Raw genomic sequence first — 15,807 nt, 5'->3', positions numbered from 1 at the left:
AGGAGGGCGATTGAATGGCCATTGAAACGATATCCATGCCCCATTTAGGCGAAAGTGTAACCGAAGCATCCATTGCGGTATGGCTAGTTAAAGAAGGCGATTATGTCAATAAATACGACCCTATAGCGGAAGCTGTGTCGGACAAAGTGACGACCGAAATCCCTTCTAATTTTTCAGGAACGGTTAAAGACATTTTAATCGATGTTGATACGGATGTCGACATAGGAACCCCTATGATGACCATTGAAACCGATGGGACCGAAGAAGCAACAGTCGGTAATCAAGAAGTGACTGAAGAGGCCTCCAATCAAGTGAATACAAATGAAGGCGAACGAACAGAAGAATTTATGCAGCACATCAATGAAGAAATCGACAAAGAAGCTGAAAAAGGCACGGTAGAGCTGGATACTAGTCCAGGTAACACCCCAACAACTGAACGTTCATTAACGGACGACAGTCAAAAAGCACGGTATTCACCAGCAGTCGTTCGCATTGCTCAAGAAAGAGGCATCGACTTGAATCAGGTCAAAGGCACTGGCAAACACGGACGCATCACGAGAAAAGATGTGCAAAACGTTGACATCAGTGCACAAAAAGCCGAAGCCACGCCTTCTCCAGTGCAAACTGAACCAACTCCAGAACCAATCAGTAAAGACGCTTCCAAACCGTCACCAGCCTCCACTATGGGTGAAACAGAAGTGGTAGCAGCAGACGGCATTAGACGGGCCATTGCTAAAAAGATGGTCCAAAGCACGACAGAAATCCCACATGCTTGGCTAACTGTTGAAGCAGATGTCTCGACTATAGTGAAGTTAAGAAATGAATTGAAAGACGGCTTTAAAGCAAAAGAAGGCGTCAGCTTGTCTTACTTCCCATTCTTTGTCAAAGCAGTGGTTCAAGCGATTAAAAAACACCCAATCATGAATACGTCTTGGGATAACGGCAACATTGTGTACCACAAAGACATTAATGTTTCTATTGCGGTCGCAACCGATGACCATTTATTTGTTCCGGTTATTCACGGAGCAGATAATTATTCCATTAGTGGATTGAGTAAAGAAATTAACCACCTGGCTCAGCTAGCTAGAAGCGGCAAATTAGAAAGCAAGCACATCAAAGGCGGGACCATTACGGTAAATAATACGGGAAGCTTTGGCTCCATCCAATCAATGGGTATTATTAATCACCCGCAGGCGGCTATTTTACAAGTAGAAAGTATTAACAAACGCTTTGTTCCGACTGAAGACGGCGGGTTTAAAGTGGCTGATATGGTTAACTTATGTTTGTCTATTGACCACCGCATCATTGACGGCTTGCAGGCTGGACGCTTTTTGAAAGAGGTTAAAGAGAATTTAGCACGTTTTGTGGACGAATCGGCATTATATTAATTCAGCGTTCACTTAAATTACTTCAAACAAGAAAGGAAGTTACTGAATGGAGCTATTCAAAGCCCTAGGCGAATACGATTATGAGCAAATCGTTTTTATGAATGACAAAGAAACAGGTTTGAGAGCGATCACGTGTATCCATGATACAACACTAGGCCCAGGCCTTGGTGGCACGCGTTACTGGACATATGAAAAAGAAGAAGATGCAGTAAAAGATGCGATGAGGCTGGCACGAGGAATGACTTATAAAAATGCGGCCAGTGGTCTGCCTATAGGTGGAGCAAAAACAGTTATTTTAAAAGATCCGAATAACCGTGTAAATGAAGAAGCCTTGTTCAGAGCATTTGGGCGTTTTGTAGAAGGGTTAAACGGGCGATACATTACAGCTGCCGACGTTGGAACAGGTGAAGTTCAAATGGATTATGTGTATCAAGAAACCAATTATGTTGCTGGGACTAGCTTAAAACCAGGAACCTCTGGTAATCCGTCCCCATCAACTGCTCACGGTGTTTATATGGGAATGAAGGCTGCAGCGAAAAAAGCCTTTGGAACAGCCTCTTTAGAAGGTCGGACGATTCTGATAGAAGGTGTCGGTAAAGTGGGTTACATTCTAGCTGAAAAAGCTCTCGCCGAAGGAGCCGTTGTTATTGCGGCCGACTTATTTAATGGACCAAGAGAACGTGCAAGGGAACTGGGCTGTGACATCGTTGATTCAAACGATTTGTTTTCAGTAAAAGCTGATATCTATGCACCATGTGCACTAGGCGCTACCATTCATGATGAGAGCCTTCGTCAAATGGAAGCAGCGGGTATAAAAGTGATTGCGGGAGCAGCAAATAACCAGTTAGAAGAAGCTCGTCACGGTGACCAATTAGAAGAAATGGGACTTGTTTATGCACCAGATTACATTATTAACTCGGGTGGAGTGATTCAAGTTGCAGACGAATTTAATGGTGGATACAATGCAGAGCGTGCTAAGAAATCGGTAGAAAATATTTATAACCAGATTGAAAAAGTGTTCGACATCGCTGAGCGAGATAATATTCCAACCTACCAAGCAGCTGATAAATTAGCAGAAGAACGCATTGAAGCAGTTAGAAAGACGAAGAAAGTTTTCGTTAATCATGCGAAATCAATCATTAATCGATAAAAAGCCGAAAAAGCCATTCCTAATTCATCCGGGAATGGCTTTTCACTAGACTTAATTGGACGAAGTCAGGTGGAAATAGATGACGACTTCTTATAATCAGGAACGCATTCGACGAAGTCCTCAGGAAAACAACCTTAAGATCGTCAAATAGAGACCTCATTGAACGAAGTCCACAATTGTGAAAATTAAAATAAAAGCTGATTTGTTTTACTAGAAAAAATTATTGTTATAATGAAAAGTAATAAGGATTGATGAAAAATGTAAACTCAAATGACAATCACTAAGGAGACCGATTACTAATGGATAACAACTTTCAAGAATTTTTACATGCCTTTAATGAGCTGCATGACGTCATTGCTAAAAAAGTAAACAAAGAGCCAGATACTCATTTTGGTGAACTCATGGGTACGGCTGCTAAACAAAAAGACAAAGTGATAGAAACATATTATGACAAAATTGATTTTTACCGTGAGCTGAGAAATTTACTGACTCATCATACAATGAACGATGAAGCGGTCGCCTTACCAAGTGATGCTTTAATTGAAGAAATGAAAGCCATCACTCAAAAAATAAAACACAATAAAAAAGTAAAAGACCTCTTTTTGAAAAAAGTCAGAACCTTCCAAGAAACCGATACATTGAAGGACGTCTTATCTGTTATACGAAAAAAGCATTATACACAATTCCCGGTTTTTAATGGAAATAAATTAGTAGGTATCATATCATCTATAGGAATTACGAACTATTTAGCTGAATCAATGGATAAAGACATCACATCGATTCAACAAACAACTTTAAAAGACGTATTAGCTGTTGAAGATGACCTTGACTTTTATGAAGTCATTAATCAAGAGACTTCTATCTTTGAGATTGAAGAAATTTTTACGAAACGCATTAAAGAAGGACGTACAGCCTATGTCTTACTCATCGGAAAGAATGCTACTGTCAAAAGCAAAGAAGACTTAGTCGGCATTGTCACTCCTTGGGATATACCGGTTATCGTAGAGAATAAGTGAGTGATAAGTAGTCATTCGACGTATCAGTTGCATACTTAATACAATTGGAGGGATCAGATGTCACTACAAAGTAAAGCGTTCAAAGCGCTAGCCACATTAAACGATAAACAGCGAGACAAAGATTTGAAGGTAGATGAAACCATTCATGCTCACTATGGTATTCAATATGTTGGGAAATCTAAATTCAACCGATTAGATGTTTATTACCCAAAAGGGACGATTGAACCGTTACCTGTCATTGTCAATTTCCATGGCGGGGGCTTTGTTTATGGAATGAAAGAGAGCTACCATCTGGCTCCTAATAAACAATTTCCTACACAGTTAAATGAACTGAATCAAGTGATGGAGTGGTTAACATTAAATGCACAGACTTACCACATCGACTTGAATCATGTCTTTTTGGTCGGTGATTCTGCTGGAGCACAGATGGCTAGCCAGTATGCGGCTATATACTCTAACGACGACTACGCCAAATTGTTTGATTTTGATGTGCCTGAAGACATAGCCATTCGAGCGCTAGCACTGAATTGCGGGATGTATGATTTATCAAAAAAAATGAAGGCACCCATTAGGGAAGAATTTAAAGAGACAGATGCAAATCTTTTGGTCCTATTGAAAGATTATTTAGGTAAAGACTGGGAAAAGTGGGAAGATCATCTAGCTATTAAGGATAATATAACGTCAGCATTCCCTCCAACCTTTGTCATGACAGCAGAGTATGATTTTTTAAGAGAAGACGCCCTTCCCATGTATGAGGCACTATTGGATCATAAGGTAGAAGCAACATATAAAGTATACGGCGAAAAAGGGGACACTCACATGACCCATATTTTTCATTGCAACATGAATTTAGAAGAAGCCCGTGTTTGCAATAGAGAGCAGAGCGAGTGGTTTAAGGGATTTATCGCGCAAGAGGGGGACTCCGATTAAGGGGTCTTTTTTTATCATGAAGCCAGAATGGACTATGATATAATAGGTTCAATGAATGATTCTCAGAAAGGACCAAAATATGAGAAAGACACTATATTCCATTTTGGATGTACAGGACTCCCAAAGTTGGAAGAGCAAGGTTTATAATGTTTTAAATATTGTGCTCACCTTAATTAGTATTATCCCACTAGTGGTTATCGAACAGACGGATACCTTATTGACGATTGAACTGGTAGCGGTCGTTTTCTTTACTTTGGATTACCTGTTACGGTTTCTCACGGCTGACCTAAAATTTCCAAAGAAGGAACCTGCTTTAGCTTTTCTAACGTATCCGTTTACGCCTTATGCGATCATTGACCTCTTAGCAATCTTGCCTTCTTTGACGATATTAAATCAGTCGTTAAGATTATTCCGACTGCTTCGTTTAGTAAGGTCTTTTCGAGTCTTCCGGACCTTCAGACTCTTTCGGTATTCCAAAAGTTTAATATTATTAAAACAAACGGTTAGAAAGCAAAAAGATTCCCTGGTTTTGGTACTAGGCTTAACAGTAACCTATATAGTCGTTGCGGCACTGCTTGTGTTTAATTTGGAACCAGAAACCTTTTCCACTTTCATGGAAGCATTGTATTGGTCAACCAGTTCAGTGACAACGGTGACTTATGGAAATCTGTACCCAGTTTCGACACTAGGGCAAATCTTTTCGATGTTGTCGAATTTAGTCGGAGTCATGATTATTGCATTACCGACTAGTGTCATAACGGCCGGCTACGTTGAAGAGTTGGAGAAATCGAAGAATGAAGAAGAGGAATAGGAAAGGAAATCATTATGCATTCAGAATTATTGTTGAAACATGGACTAATCAATCGGGTCGCAGGTACAGATTATAATTTTCGCTATCAAACAGTTGGAAATAACGTCACGGAAGATGTTAACCGATTGCTAAATGAAATGAATGTGTCTCCAGATGCCATCTACTCAGGTCAACAAGGTCATACAGCTCATATTGCTTATGTGGACGGAAAGAATGGGGAAGACTTTGCATACGGAAAAACGTTCAAGGATACAGATGGACTGATAACAGACAAAAAAAACGTGGCCCTTTTAATAAAGTATGCGGATTGCACGCCCATTGTCTTGTTTGATCCGGTTCAAAAAGTTCTAGCCAGTGTCCATTCGGGATGGCGTGGAACAGTAGAAAAGATAGGAAAGCGAGCCGTCGATAGGATGGTAGAAGAGTTCCACTGTAAAAAAGAAGACATTCTTGCTTACGTCGGGCCATCGATAGACCAAGCTAACTACGAAGTTGGAAAAGACGTTTACGATGCATTTGCTTCATTCGATAATCGAAATTATTTCTTTGAACCTAAAGGCGAAAAGTTCTTATTGAGCATGACGGACGCGAACTTGTCAGTTCTGCTTGAAGCCGGGCTTTTAGAGGATCATATCGAAATCGAACGAGTTTCAACCTATACTGATGACCGTCTGCATTCTGCTCGCCAAGAAGGACCAACTTATGGATTGAACGGCATCCTAACGATGATGACAGATGCAGTCAAACCCTTTAAAGCTTTAATCGATGAATGACCTTAGAAAGGCGCTTTCGATACAAGTTAAAATTAGAATCAATCAGTAAGTGGTATCCAAATCGTTTTTGATACAAGTTAAATTTAGAATCAATCAGTAAGTGGTATCCAAACCGTTTTCGATGCAAGTTAAAATTGTAATCAGCCAGCAAGTTGTATCCAAATGTATGTCGCTTGAGGCTAAAACGAAAATCTGCTCGTCAATACTAAAAAACGTGTTGCAACCAGTGTATTTTGTCACTCCCACCATATGACATGACGAAACCGTCACACTTTTGACATCCTACGAGAAATTGCAAGGTCTATTTAGTCTATTTACTTATTTAATATAAGTGATATAATAGCAATCGTGACGATTTTTTGTATGGAAAAGGAGAATGTAACATGTCATTTGTTGATTTATTGAAAAAGCGTCGTTCTATTTACGCATTAGGAACAGACGTCGATCTTTCGGAGGAAGAGATTGAATCGTTAGTTAAAGAAGTGGTTAAAGAAAGTCCCACGTCTTTTAACTCACAAACTCAAAGAGTGGTCATTCTATTTAACGACTCACATAAAAAATTATGGGAGATGACTGAAGACGTTTTGGAGCCACTAACTCCAGCAGAACAATTCCCAGCAACTCAAGAGAAACTGCAAGGCTTCGCGGCAGCAAAAGGAACCGTCTTGTTCTTTGAAGATGCGGACGTCGTTTCTTCATTACAACAACAGTTTGCTTTGTATGCAGATAACTTCCCTATTTGGTCAGATCAAGCTTCTGGCTTAACACAAGCTAACGTATGGAATGCGTTCGCAGAAAAAGGCATTGGAGCTAACTTGCAGCATTACAACCCAGTCATTGACGAGCGTGTATCTGAAGAATGGTCAATTCCAAGTAACTGGAAATTGCGTGCTCAACTTGTCTTCGGTTCCAAAGAAGCTGAACCAGCACCAAAAGAATACATGGAAGATGAGAAACGTTTCATGGTGTTCAACTAAGTAACCTATTAAAACGCCCGACCATCCAGATTTATTCTGGCTGTTCGGGCGTTTTATTTTTACAGAGCTGACCTAATATTTTATTTAAAAGCATGGATAACGTATACTTATACTAGAAACCGTTTTAATCAGGAGGTTAAAAGAATGTTTACCAATAAACGGCTGACCGAAACTTATGACAAGGCCAGGAAGGTTTATTTTGATGATTACTCCCGTTTTGTATTTATGAGTGATGCCCACCGTGGTGATGGAAGTATCTCAGATGAATTTTTGAAAAGTCGTAACATGTTTCTCCATGCTCTAAATGAATATTACGAAAATAATTATACCTTTGTTGAAGTGGGTGACGGCGAGGAGTTGTTGGAGTATTCTGATATTCGAACGATCAAACACGCCCATATCGCTATCTATGAGGTAATAAAAAAGTTTTTTGACGACAAGCGCTACATTAAAATATTCGGGAATCATGATATCTACCTTGATAACCCTAGTTATGTACGAAAGCACTTTGATGTTACCTACGATACTTATGAAGAAGAGTACAATGATTTTATGAGAGGTTTAAAGCCTGAAGAAGCCGTTGTGTTAAAGCATCGGTCGACTAGCCAGGAATTATTTGTTCTTCATGGGCACCAAGGAGATGCACCAAACGATCAATTTTGGTTTTTTACGATGTTATCCGTTAAGTTTTTCTGGCGTTTCCTACACCGATTCGGTATTAGAAACCCCTCAAGTCCAGTTAAAAACGAATCAAAAAGACATAAAATTGAACGTAACTACAGTAAATGGATTGAACAACATAGACGAACTTTGATTTGCGGGCACACTCACCGCTTTAAGTTTCCCAAAGATAATGACATGCCATACTTCAATACAGGTTGTGGGATTTACCCAGCTAGTATCACAGCTTTGGAACTGACTGAAGGTATGATTCGACTGGTTCGTTGGAAAGAAGTGGTTAACGATGACGGGTTTCTTCAAATCAAGAGGGAAACGATGAGAGGACCTGAGCCGATTGAGTCATTCGACATCCGCAAGCCAAAAGAAGTCGTCGAGTACTTGGCAAAACTCAAAATCCAGCGTACTAAAAAAGGGCGTGAGGAACGAGCCGCGTTCAGGGAAGAAGACATGTAAAAGTTTAGAGATAATATGGGAAAAATCACTTCGTTAAAAGAAGTGATTTTTTTGTTATAGAAGGACAAAATATATGATATTATGAGGGTATAGAAGTTATATATATTGGGAGGAAAAACTGTGGATTATTATTCTAATGATGTATTTGATTTGGAAAGGACTTGGGAAGCAAATCAAGTCCGGTCAAAAGCTCATGTCACTGCACTTGTGATTTTTGGTATTCTTTCAGTCTTACCTTTATCAGTCGTAGTCATTACCTTGGCAGTTATGACCATTTATATTGCTATCAAACGGATGCCAGGAATGTTAGTCATGGCGGCTTTTGTTTCCTTGGTAACACTTATTTTCCCTCCGTTAGCGGGCTTGCTCGCAATTGTTTTCTTTTTCATGAAAATTTCTTACATAATTAAACATTTTAGACCGATGCTTTTAGGGTTAAGCTCTATAGTTTATCTAATCTATTCATCCTTTCAAACGTACGATTTATTTTATTACTATTACGGCGGCTATGATCTGTTCCTGCTACTTGGTCGTGTCCTCTTTTCTGCAGGATTATTCCATATTATTCTCTATTACTTATACCGACACGAGTATTCAACGCAAGAAGCAGTGAGCATTATGGCTGCCGTACCGCTGTTCTTAATCATGCTGGTTTTACCTTTTGTCATCAGACAGATTGAAGGTATGATAAATGACTATAATTCGGTGCAGTACTATCATTACCAACAGGCTCAATACCAGCAATCAGATCAATATCAACCCGGAATCCATTCTGTGAGGGGCCATTATAGAGAAAATAGTGATGGATCCGCATCATACGTCAGACCACATATTCGGACGAATCCGGATGGTATAGAGAGTAATAACTTGTCTTCTGGAGAATGAAAAAGTGTTAGTAAATGATACCTTTTAAATGAAAAAATCCGCATGCATTCTGTGCGGGTTTTTCATTTAAAGTAATTAATTTGTCTAATGATTCGCCTTACTTTATAATTATGTAATGATGTTTTTTTTTGAAAACATAATTTATACTGAAGGGAGCTATTATAATGTCACCAAATATGGTAGGTTTTAGTTTTATTATTTTAGGTGTCTTTTTAATTTTAGGGAAAATAACCCGTTTTAAAACAAAATGGTTAAAGAGACTCTTTTTACCTAGTTCTATTATTGCAGGCTTTTTAGCTTTATTAGTAGGACCTCAAGTTCTTGGTCGGTTAACGTCCATGTTTCTTAATGAGTCATCCTTTTTTTATAATGGCTTAATTCCAGAATTTATATTGGATACTTGGTCGCCATTACCAGGGATGTTTATTAACATTGTATTCGCGGCTTTATTTCTAGGGCAAAAAGTGCCAACAATGAAGCGTATCTGGAATAACTCGGGCCCACAAATCATTATGGGCTATGCGGTCTCCTTTGGCCAATATGCGATAGGTTTGCTGTTAACTCTCTTAGTATTATCGCCACTTTTCGGAACAAACCCGATGGCGGGAGCATTGATTGAAGTTGCTTTCGTTGGGGGCCACGGAACGGCGGCTGGATTAGCCTCGACCTTTAATGAATTAGGATTTGCAGAAGGGGCGGATTTGGCGCTTGGGTTAGCAACGGTAGGTATATTGGTGGGAGTGATAACAGGGATTGCCATCATTAATATTTTCCATCGTAAGGGTGAAGCCAAGTACGTAGAAGGTGAAAAGGCTCTTACTGACGAGGAGCGGGATACAATCGCTGACACTTACGGTTACGAAATGGAGCAGGAAATAAAAGAGCCAAAAGCGATTGAACCTCTTGCTTTTCATCTGTCACTGGTTGGTGGCGCCATATTGATTGGTTACATCATTCAACAGGCTCTTGTTTGGCTGGAAGCAGCCACTTGGGGTCCTCCAACTGATGTTTATGTTCTCTCATTTGTTCCTTTATTCCCCTTAGCTATGATTGGTGGAATGGTCATTCAGAAAGTGTTTGAGTTATTAGATATTGATAATTATATCGATCCTAACTTAGTCAATAAAATTTCCGGTTTTGCTTTGGACGTTCTTCTCGTTTCTGCACTGGCTACATTATCATTGGATGTCATTGGAGATAATCTGATACCATTTGTTTTATTAGCCATTGCTGGGACAGCGTGGACAACCTTTGCATTCCTGTATCTAGGTCCAAGAATGTTGCCGGACCATTGGTTAGAAAGGGGAGTCGGGGACTATGGTCAATACATGGGGATGGCCGCTACTGGTCTTTTATTAATGAAAGTGGCAGACCCGGATCAACAGTCACCGGCTTTAGAAGGTTTTGGGTACAAGCAAATTTTGTTTGAACCTGTACTAGGTGGAGGACTGGTCACGTCAGCTTCTTTACCACTTATTTACCAATTCGGCCCTTGGGTATTCCTCGCCATAACAGGAACGCTTACTCTAATCTTCGTTGCATTTGGACTTTATTATTTCAGTCCAAAAAGGTCTGGTCAACGTGAGAGCACCAAATTGTTCCAAGCTAGAAAAAGAGACAATTAACAAAAAACACGATCAGTCATGATAAAGTGACTGGTCGTGTTTTCATCTTTTAAGGTTAAAGTAAATCTTTAGAATACAAATAAAAGGTGAGGGTTTGATTGAAAAAGGGCATCTTGCGGGTAATGATGGCTTCTCTTTTCAACTGTTTTTTTTCAAAAAACTCATAAGATAAGCGGTTATCTGCAAATAAATAAAAGTTAGCTGCTTGTTTTTCATTCATGTAATCAATGAACGAATGATATAAGTGAGTGCCGATTCCTGATTTTCTTGCGGATGGATTGACAGCCAACAGCTGAAGTTTTCCTTCAAATGCTCGCTTCGTTTGACTATATAAGCCTTCATTGACTTGTTTTTGTCGTTTAAAGGACAGCGCCGCTTCTTTTCCTTCTTGATTAAAGAGCAGTAAAAAATGGTGAAATTGCTTCTTGAGATTGAAGAGTTTTGGTGGCTGACTGTCCGCCTTAGATCGGCCCAGAACAATACCCACTATCGTGTCGTTTTGAACGGCTACTGAAGAGAAGGTAGCAACGTGTAGCAAATCATGTAAGAAAACGTAGGCCATCTGTCGGGCATTCCATTTTGATGCGACTTGATCAAAGCCCCAAACTGTCGTCAGTAAATCAGCTACGGATTTGTAATCACTTTTTTCTAGAGGTCTGTAATAAATAGAGTCGCTCGATAAGTTCGTTTCCGTATGCTGTGTGTTCATGTTAAACCTACTTTCTCAAAGGGATCCTTATTATTATAGCACAGGAATGAAACGTGATGTTAAAAGTTAAAAGGGAATCGATTAAGAACAAAAGTAAGCAAGGTCCTTCTCTTATAAGAAGGAATTTGTTATAGTTGTGAAAGACTTTTTACAAAAATGATGGATTGAAGAGGTAGTGAAGATGAAAGAAAGAGAGCATTACGGACTAGGGACAGCCATCTCGATGATTGTTGGTATTTGTATCGGTTCGGGAATATTTTTCAAAGCAGATGATATATTAGCAGAAACAGGCGGCAATGTATGGCTCGGCATCATGGTTTTTGTCATTGGTGCCTTATGTGTTATTTTTGGAGCGATTACCTTGTCGCAGTTAGCAAGTCGCACAACTAATCGGGGAGGAGTCGTGTCTTATTATGAAGAATTTGTTTCTTCAAGAGCAGCGAGTGCCTTTGGTTGGTTCCAGTTATTTGTTTACTTTCCAACAATAACGGCTGTCGTCAGTTGGGTGTCAGGTATTTATACCCTATCCCTTTTCGGACTACCAGCCTCACTCGAATTACAAACACTACTTGGCTTTTTTTACATGACTTTATTTTTCGCAATGAACTATTTTTCTTATAAAAGCGGTGGACGCTTTCAAAACGTATCGACCATTGTGAAATTAATTCCTTTGATTGGGATTCCTTTATTAGGGTTGTTTTGGACTCGAGGAGCACCTGATTTGCCGCAAGGAGTGGAATTGGTTGAAACGAGTCAGGTAGGATGGGGTTGGCTAGCTGCTTTGGCACCCATCGCTTTCTCTTTTGATGGATGGATTGTGTCCACGACCATTACACAAGAAGTTCGGAATCATAAAAAGAACATGCCGATTGCATTAACAGTGGGACCACTCATTGTTCTCGCTGTTTACCTAGCCTTTTTCGTCGGCATGATCGCCATTGTCGGACCAGAATATGTGTTATCAGCTGGCGACCAAGCGATTAACCAAGTAGGGTACTCTCTCTTTGGTGCTAGCGGAGAACGGATTTTATTAACCTTTGTACTCATCGCTATTTTAGGTGTGGTGAATGGGATTAGCTTAGGTTACATCCGATTGCCTTTCACATTAGCTTCCAAGGGTATGATCCCTTTTAGTGGCGTGTTAACAAAGATTGACCATAAAAGGGAACTGTCTCCAACTTCAGCAGTGGCGTCTTATCTCATCACTGTCTTTTGGATGGGGATGCATTATTTGACACAGCGATTTGATGTGCTGCGAGGTGGCGATGTCAGTGAAATTGCGATTGTATTCAGTTACGTCGCTTATATTATTTTATATTTAAAAGTGATTCAATTGGCTAAACAAGGAGTTATCAAAAATGTCTTCCTTGGACGAGTAGCTCCTGTATTAGGCATAGTGGGTTCTTTGATTATTTTACTGGGCGGTTTGTTCGCTAATCCTTTGTATAGCCCTATCTTCTTGTTATTCTCAGCAGTTGTGTGTGGCATGGGATACTGGTATGTTGTGAGTAGTAAACACACGTTAACAGAAAAGAGGTAAATCACATGATAAAAGAATTTTGTGCAGAAAACTTCGATCGTATTCCAGAAGCAATTGAATGTGGCATTAGCCGGATTGAGTTATGTGATCGGCTTGATTTAGGTGGGACAACACCTTCTGTGGCCGTCCAAAAAGAAACAGTGGCTTACGCTAGTCAAAGAGGTGTGGAAGTCATGTGTATGATTCGTCCTCGGGGCGGGGATTTTGTCTATACGGATGAAGAAAAAGAGCAGTTACGTCTGGATGCAAAAGATGCTGTCGAAGCGGGTGTTGATGGGCTCGTTTTTGGCTGTTTAACAAAGGATGAGGAATTAGATAAACCCATTATGGAAGAGCTCATTGCGATTGCTCAAATGAGTCATCGTCAGACTGTTTGTCATATGGCTTTTGACCACATTGAACCAAGTAAGCAGCGTGAATCAATAGAGTGGTTAATTGAAAAAGGAGTCACTCGTCTATTAACAAGAGGTGCGAAGACAGGGTCAGCCTTGGAAAATGAAAAGCAGCTGTTGGAGCGCATTCAGTGGGCAAACGACCGCATCGAGATTTTACCTGGCGGCGGTGTCACGCACGAAATCATTCCGGAACTTCAGAAACGCTTAAAAACAAATCAATTTCACGGCACCCAAGTCGTTCCCTTAAGTTAATTACCTTTCTAATCTCAAAGAAATGAAAAAAATGTTGACAAGCTATTACACGTTCTGATTGACTTACAGTCAATTGGAACAAAGCTTCGGGTAACTAGATAAACAAATAAATAGTAAAGCGTTGAAAAGATAAGTACAAGTCAGGCGGTCATCTTAGAGAGCTCCTATATGGTGAAAGGGAGTATGGCAAGAGATTTCGAAAATGGTCTTTGAGCTGGAAGTGGTGAGTGGAAACATGAGCCGTTTACGGGTGCACCCGATATAGTGCCGCAGTATGCGTTAGTCTCTATTGTCTTTAATAAGACAGGTGAGGCAATACAAGTACTGTCTGAGACTCATTCAGTGATGAATGAGTGACTAAAGGTGGTACCGCGAAACTACCTGTTCGCCCTTTTTGAGTATAGTTACTCGAAGAGGGCTTTTTTTATGCTCAAAAGACTAAGAATCATATAAAGGAGGGGTAACTGACATGATTAGTTTAGAGAAAGTAGCCAAACGATTTGAAAGCAAAAATGAATCCTTTCAAGCAGTCAAAGATGTCAATTTAACGATAGAAAGAGGAGAAATATTCGGAATCGTCGGGTATTCCGGTGCAGGAAAGAGTGCCTTGCTGAGAATGATTAACGGGTTGGAACAACCCAGTTCAGGCCTAGTCAGGGTTGATGATAAAGAACTCTCTACAATGAAACGCCGCACGATTCGAAAAGAGCGTCAGTCGATGGGGATGATTTTTCAGCATTTCAACTTACTGTGGAGTCGAACCGTTGTGGAAAACATCTGCTTCCCGCTTGAAATTGCTGGCGTCGGTCTACAAGCGCGGCGGAATAGAGCACAAGAACTCATAGATTTAGTTGGCCTTCAAGGTAAAGAAGACGCTTATCCTGCACAATTATCAGGCGGTGAAAAGCAACGAGTCGGTATTGCCCGAGCTTTGGCAAACAACCCAAAAGTGTTGCTATGTGACGAAGCAACAAGTGCACTGGATCCGGAAACGACTGATGAAGTGCTTGACTTACTTGTTAAAGTGAAGAAAGAATTTAATGTGACAATTGTTCTAATCACTCACGAAATGGAAGTAGTCAGAAAAATCTGTGACCGGGTTGCTGTAATGAATCAAGGGGAAATAGTTGAAGAAGGCTCTGTCTTATCTGTATTCAAACACCCGCAACATCCCGTCACCAAACGCTTTGTCAAACAAGACCAGGAAGTGGACAGTAAAGAAATGGCGGCTGCGCTAAAAGATATTCAGCAAAGCTATTCTGATGGCGATATTGTTCACCTCCTGTTTCAAGGCGGCAGTGTGGGCACACCGATGATTACAACGGTCAGTCGACAATGCGGTATAGATATTAATATCATTCATGGCTCGATTCAGTCCACGAAAGATGTAGCGATGGGTACGCTTGTGGTTCAACTGCTAGGGGATAAAGAAAAAAGAGAAGAAGCTTTGAGACTATTCAGCACGTATCCTGTAGAAGTGGAGGTGCTAAAGCAGTATGATCGCAATTAATCATGTTACCCCTGCTTTGGGCTCACTCCTTGCAGACTATACAAATTTTAGTAGCGTGAATTGGGAAAGAGTGTGGACCGCTACCAATCAGACCTTATACATGACAGCTATATCAGTTACTGTCGTTTTCTTTTTAGGGATAGCCTTAGGATTACTGTTATTTGAAACGCGAAACAGCCAGTCCATTTGGGCTATAGCATTGAATCGAACCGTTGCTTTACTAGTCAATGTGTTTCGATCCATCCCGTTTATCATTTTGATTGTCCTTCTCATTCCCTTTACAAAAGCGTTGCTGAATACAATGACCGGTCCGTCAGCTGGGCTGCCCGCACTCATTTTGGCGGCTGCTCCTTTTTACGGACGGCTTGTAGAAACGGGTTTGAGAGAAGTGGATAAAGGGGTCATTGAGGCAGCCGAAGCAATGGGAGCCAGCAAATGGGAAATCATTTGGTAAGTATATTTACCAGAAAGTATGCCATCCATTGCAGCTGGAATTACGGTAACAGCCATAGCTCTGGTTGGCTACACCGCCATGGCAGGTGTTATTGGAGCAGGAGGTCTAGGGAATCTAGCCTACCTTGAAGGGTTTCAACGGAGCCGTCCGACCGTTACGCTGGTCGCAACGGCCATCATATTAGTTATTGTGTTTGCCATCCAATTTGTCGGGGACTTATGGGTGTCGCGCATTGATAAAAGATAAAGAGCAAGAACA

The 15,807-nt window shown here is 40.5% G+C and carries 14 protein-coding genes, 1 pseudogene and 1 other annotated feature; of the genes and pseudogenes, 14 read left to right on the top strand and 1 reads right to left on the bottom strand.

The genetic code is table 11. The features are described from left to right. The first annotated feature begins 14 nt into the window (after positions 1–14). From C3945_RS05510 to C3945_RS05470, 10 genes are all read left to right on the top strand, one after another. On the top strand, positions 15–1,388 hold the full coding sequence (locus C3945_RS05510) for a dihydrolipoamide acetyltransferase family protein (RefSeq protein ID WP_161878692.1): 1,374 nt from the start codon (positions 15–17) through the stop codon (positions 1,386–1,388). Positions 1,389–1,434: 46 nt separating this feature from the next. Next, positions 1,435–2,538 carry a Leu/Phe/Val dehydrogenase gene (locus tag C3945_RS05505; RefSeq protein ID WP_161878691.1) on the top strand — a complete coding sequence of 368 codons (1,104 nt, stop codon included), beginning with the start codon at positions 1,435–1,437 and terminating at the stop codon, positions 2,536–2,538. Positions 2,539–2,837: 299 nt separating this feature from the next. Next, on the top strand, positions 2,838–3,554 hold the full coding sequence (locus C3945_RS05500) for a CBS domain-containing protein (RefSeq protein WP_161878690.1): 717 nt from the start codon (positions 2,838–2,840) through the stop codon (positions 3,552–3,554). Positions 3,555–3,611: 57 nt separating this feature from the next. After that, the gene (locus C3945_RS05495; protein ID WP_161878689.1) at positions 3,612–4,484 is read left to right on the top strand and encodes an alpha/beta hydrolase; all 873 of its coding nucleotides are present in this window, start codon (positions 3,612–3,614) and stop codon (positions 4,482–4,484) included. Between the two features lie 79 nt (positions 4,485–4,563). Then, positions 4,564–5,295 carry an ion transporter gene (locus C3945_RS05490; RefSeq protein WP_161878688.1) on the top strand — a complete coding sequence of 244 codons (732 nt, stop codon included), beginning with the start codon at positions 4,564–4,566 and terminating at the stop codon, positions 5,293–5,295. Positions 5,296–5,309: 14 nt separating this feature from the next. Beyond that, entirely contained in the window at positions 5,310–6,068 is a 759-nt protein-coding gene (pgeF, locus tag C3945_RS05485; protein ID WP_161878687.1) for a peptidoglycan editing factor PgeF, read from the top strand. Positions 6,069–6,451: 383 nt separating this feature from the next. Further along, positions 6,452–7,045, top strand: coding sequence for a nitroreductase family protein (locus C3945_RS05480; RefSeq protein WP_161878686.1), 594 nt, complete (start codon positions 6,452–6,454; stop codon positions 7,043–7,045). A gap of 144 nt (positions 7,046–7,189) precedes the next feature. Then, positions 7,190–8,179 (top strand): metallophosphoesterase, encoded by a 990-nt coding sequence (locus C3945_RS05475; protein ID WP_161878685.1) that lies wholly within the window; start codon positions 7,190–7,192, stop codon positions 8,177–8,179. Between the two features lie 120 nt (positions 8,180–8,299). Further along, a complete protein-coding gene (locus C3945_RS11825) occupies positions 8,300–9,064 on the top strand; it encodes a hypothetical protein (protein WP_202623300.1) in 765 nt (254 codons plus the stop codon). A gap of 164 nt (positions 9,065–9,228) precedes the next feature. Next, positions 9,229–10,689 carry a sodium/glutamate symporter gene (locus C3945_RS05470; RefSeq protein ID WP_161878684.1) on the top strand — a complete coding sequence of 487 codons (1,461 nt, stop codon included), beginning with the start codon at positions 9,229–9,231 and terminating at the stop codon, positions 10,687–10,689. 55 nt (positions 10,690–10,744) lie between these two features. Here C3945_RS05470 and C3945_RS05465 read toward each other — a convergent pair whose 3' ends face one another. Next, positions 10,745–11,398, bottom strand: coding sequence for a GNAT family N-acetyltransferase (locus C3945_RS05465; RefSeq protein WP_161878683.1), 654 nt, complete (start codon positions 11,396–11,398; stop codon positions 10,745–10,747). A gap of 181 nt (positions 11,399–11,579) precedes the next feature. Between C3945_RS05465 and C3945_RS05460 the strand changes: the two genes are divergently transcribed. The 4 genes and pseudogenes from C3945_RS05460 (at position 11,580) to C3945_RS05445 (ending at position 15,795) form a co-directional block, all read left to right on the top strand. Continuing rightward, the gene (locus C3945_RS05460) at positions 11,580–12,938 is read left to right on the top strand and encodes an APC family permease (RefSeq protein WP_161878682.1); all 1,359 of its coding nucleotides are present in this window, start codon (positions 11,580–11,582) and stop codon (positions 12,936–12,938) included. A gap of 5 nt (positions 12,939–12,943) precedes the next feature. Beyond that, positions 12,944–13,585 (top strand): copper homeostasis protein CutC, encoded by a 642-nt coding sequence (locus C3945_RS05455; protein ID WP_161878681.1) that lies wholly within the window; start codon positions 12,944–12,946, stop codon positions 13,583–13,585. Between the two features lie 112 nt (positions 13,586–13,697). Beyond that, positions 13,698–13,981 (top strand) — a binding site (T-box leader). A 73-nt stretch (positions 13,982–14,054) separates the two neighbouring features. After that, the gene (locus C3945_RS05450; protein ID WP_161878680.1) at positions 14,055–15,095 is read left to right on the top strand and encodes a methionine ABC transporter ATP-binding protein; all 1,041 of its coding nucleotides are present in this window, start codon (positions 14,055–14,057) and stop codon (positions 15,093–15,095) included. Further along, positions 15,082–15,795: pseudogene (locus tag C3945_RS05445) on the top strand (methionine ABC transporter permease). The gene C3945_RS05450 and the pseudogene C3945_RS05445 overlap by 14 nt, the downstream one beginning before the upstream one ends. Positions 15,796–15,807: the final 12 nt, after the last annotated feature.

The organism is Alkalibacterium sp. MB6, assembly GCF_009935905.1.
GTDB lineage: Bacteria > Bacillota > Bacilli > Lactobacillales > Carnobacteriaceae_A > Alkalibacterium.
Note: the sequence above shows the minus strand (reverse complement) of the source record. Positions and strands in the feature narration are given on the sequence as shown.

Coding starts and splice junctions, on each gene's coding strand:
- C3945_RS05510 (WP_161878692.1), top strand. CDS start 15: ATGGCCATTGAAACGATATCCATGCCCCATTTAGGCGAAAGTGTAACC.
- C3945_RS05505 (WP_161878691.1), top strand. CDS start 1,435: ATGGAGCTATTCAAAGCCCTAGGCGAATACGATTATGAGCAAATCGTT.
- C3945_RS05500 (WP_161878690.1), top strand. CDS start 2,838: ATGGATAACAACTTTCAAGAATTTTTACATGCCTTTAATGAGCTGCAT.
- C3945_RS05495 (WP_161878689.1), top strand. CDS start 3,612: ATGTCACTACAAAGTAAAGCGTTCAAAGCGCTAGCCACATTAAACGAT.
- C3945_RS05490 (WP_161878688.1), top strand. CDS start 4,564: ATGAGAAAGACACTATATTCCATTTTGGATGTACAGGACTCCCAAAGT.
- pgeF (WP_161878687.1), top strand. CDS start 5,310: ATGCATTCAGAATTATTGTTGAAACATGGACTAATCAATCGGGTCGCA.
- C3945_RS05480 (WP_161878686.1), top strand. CDS start 6,452: ATGTCATTTGTTGATTTATTGAAAAAGCGTCGTTCTATTTACGCATTA.
- C3945_RS05475 (WP_161878685.1), top strand. CDS start 7,190: ATGTTTACCAATAAACGGCTGACCGAAACTTATGACAAGGCCAGGAAG.
- C3945_RS05470 (WP_161878684.1), top strand. CDS start 9,229: ATGTCACCAAATATGGTAGGTTTTAGTTTTATTATTTTAGGTGTCTTT.
- C3945_RS05465 (WP_161878683.1), bottom strand. CDS start 11,398: ATGAACACACAGCATACGGAAACGAACTTATCGAGCGACTCTATTTAT.
- C3945_RS05460 (WP_161878682.1), top strand. CDS start 11,580: ATGAAAGAAAGAGAGCATTACGGACTAGGGACAGCCATCTCGATGATT.
- C3945_RS05455 (WP_161878681.1), top strand. CDS start 12,944: ATGATAAAAGAATTTTGTGCAGAAAACTTCGATCGTATTCCAGAAGCA.
- C3945_RS05450 (WP_161878680.1), top strand. CDS start 14,055: ATGATTAGTTTAGAGAAAGTAGCCAAACGATTTGAAAGCAAAAATGAA.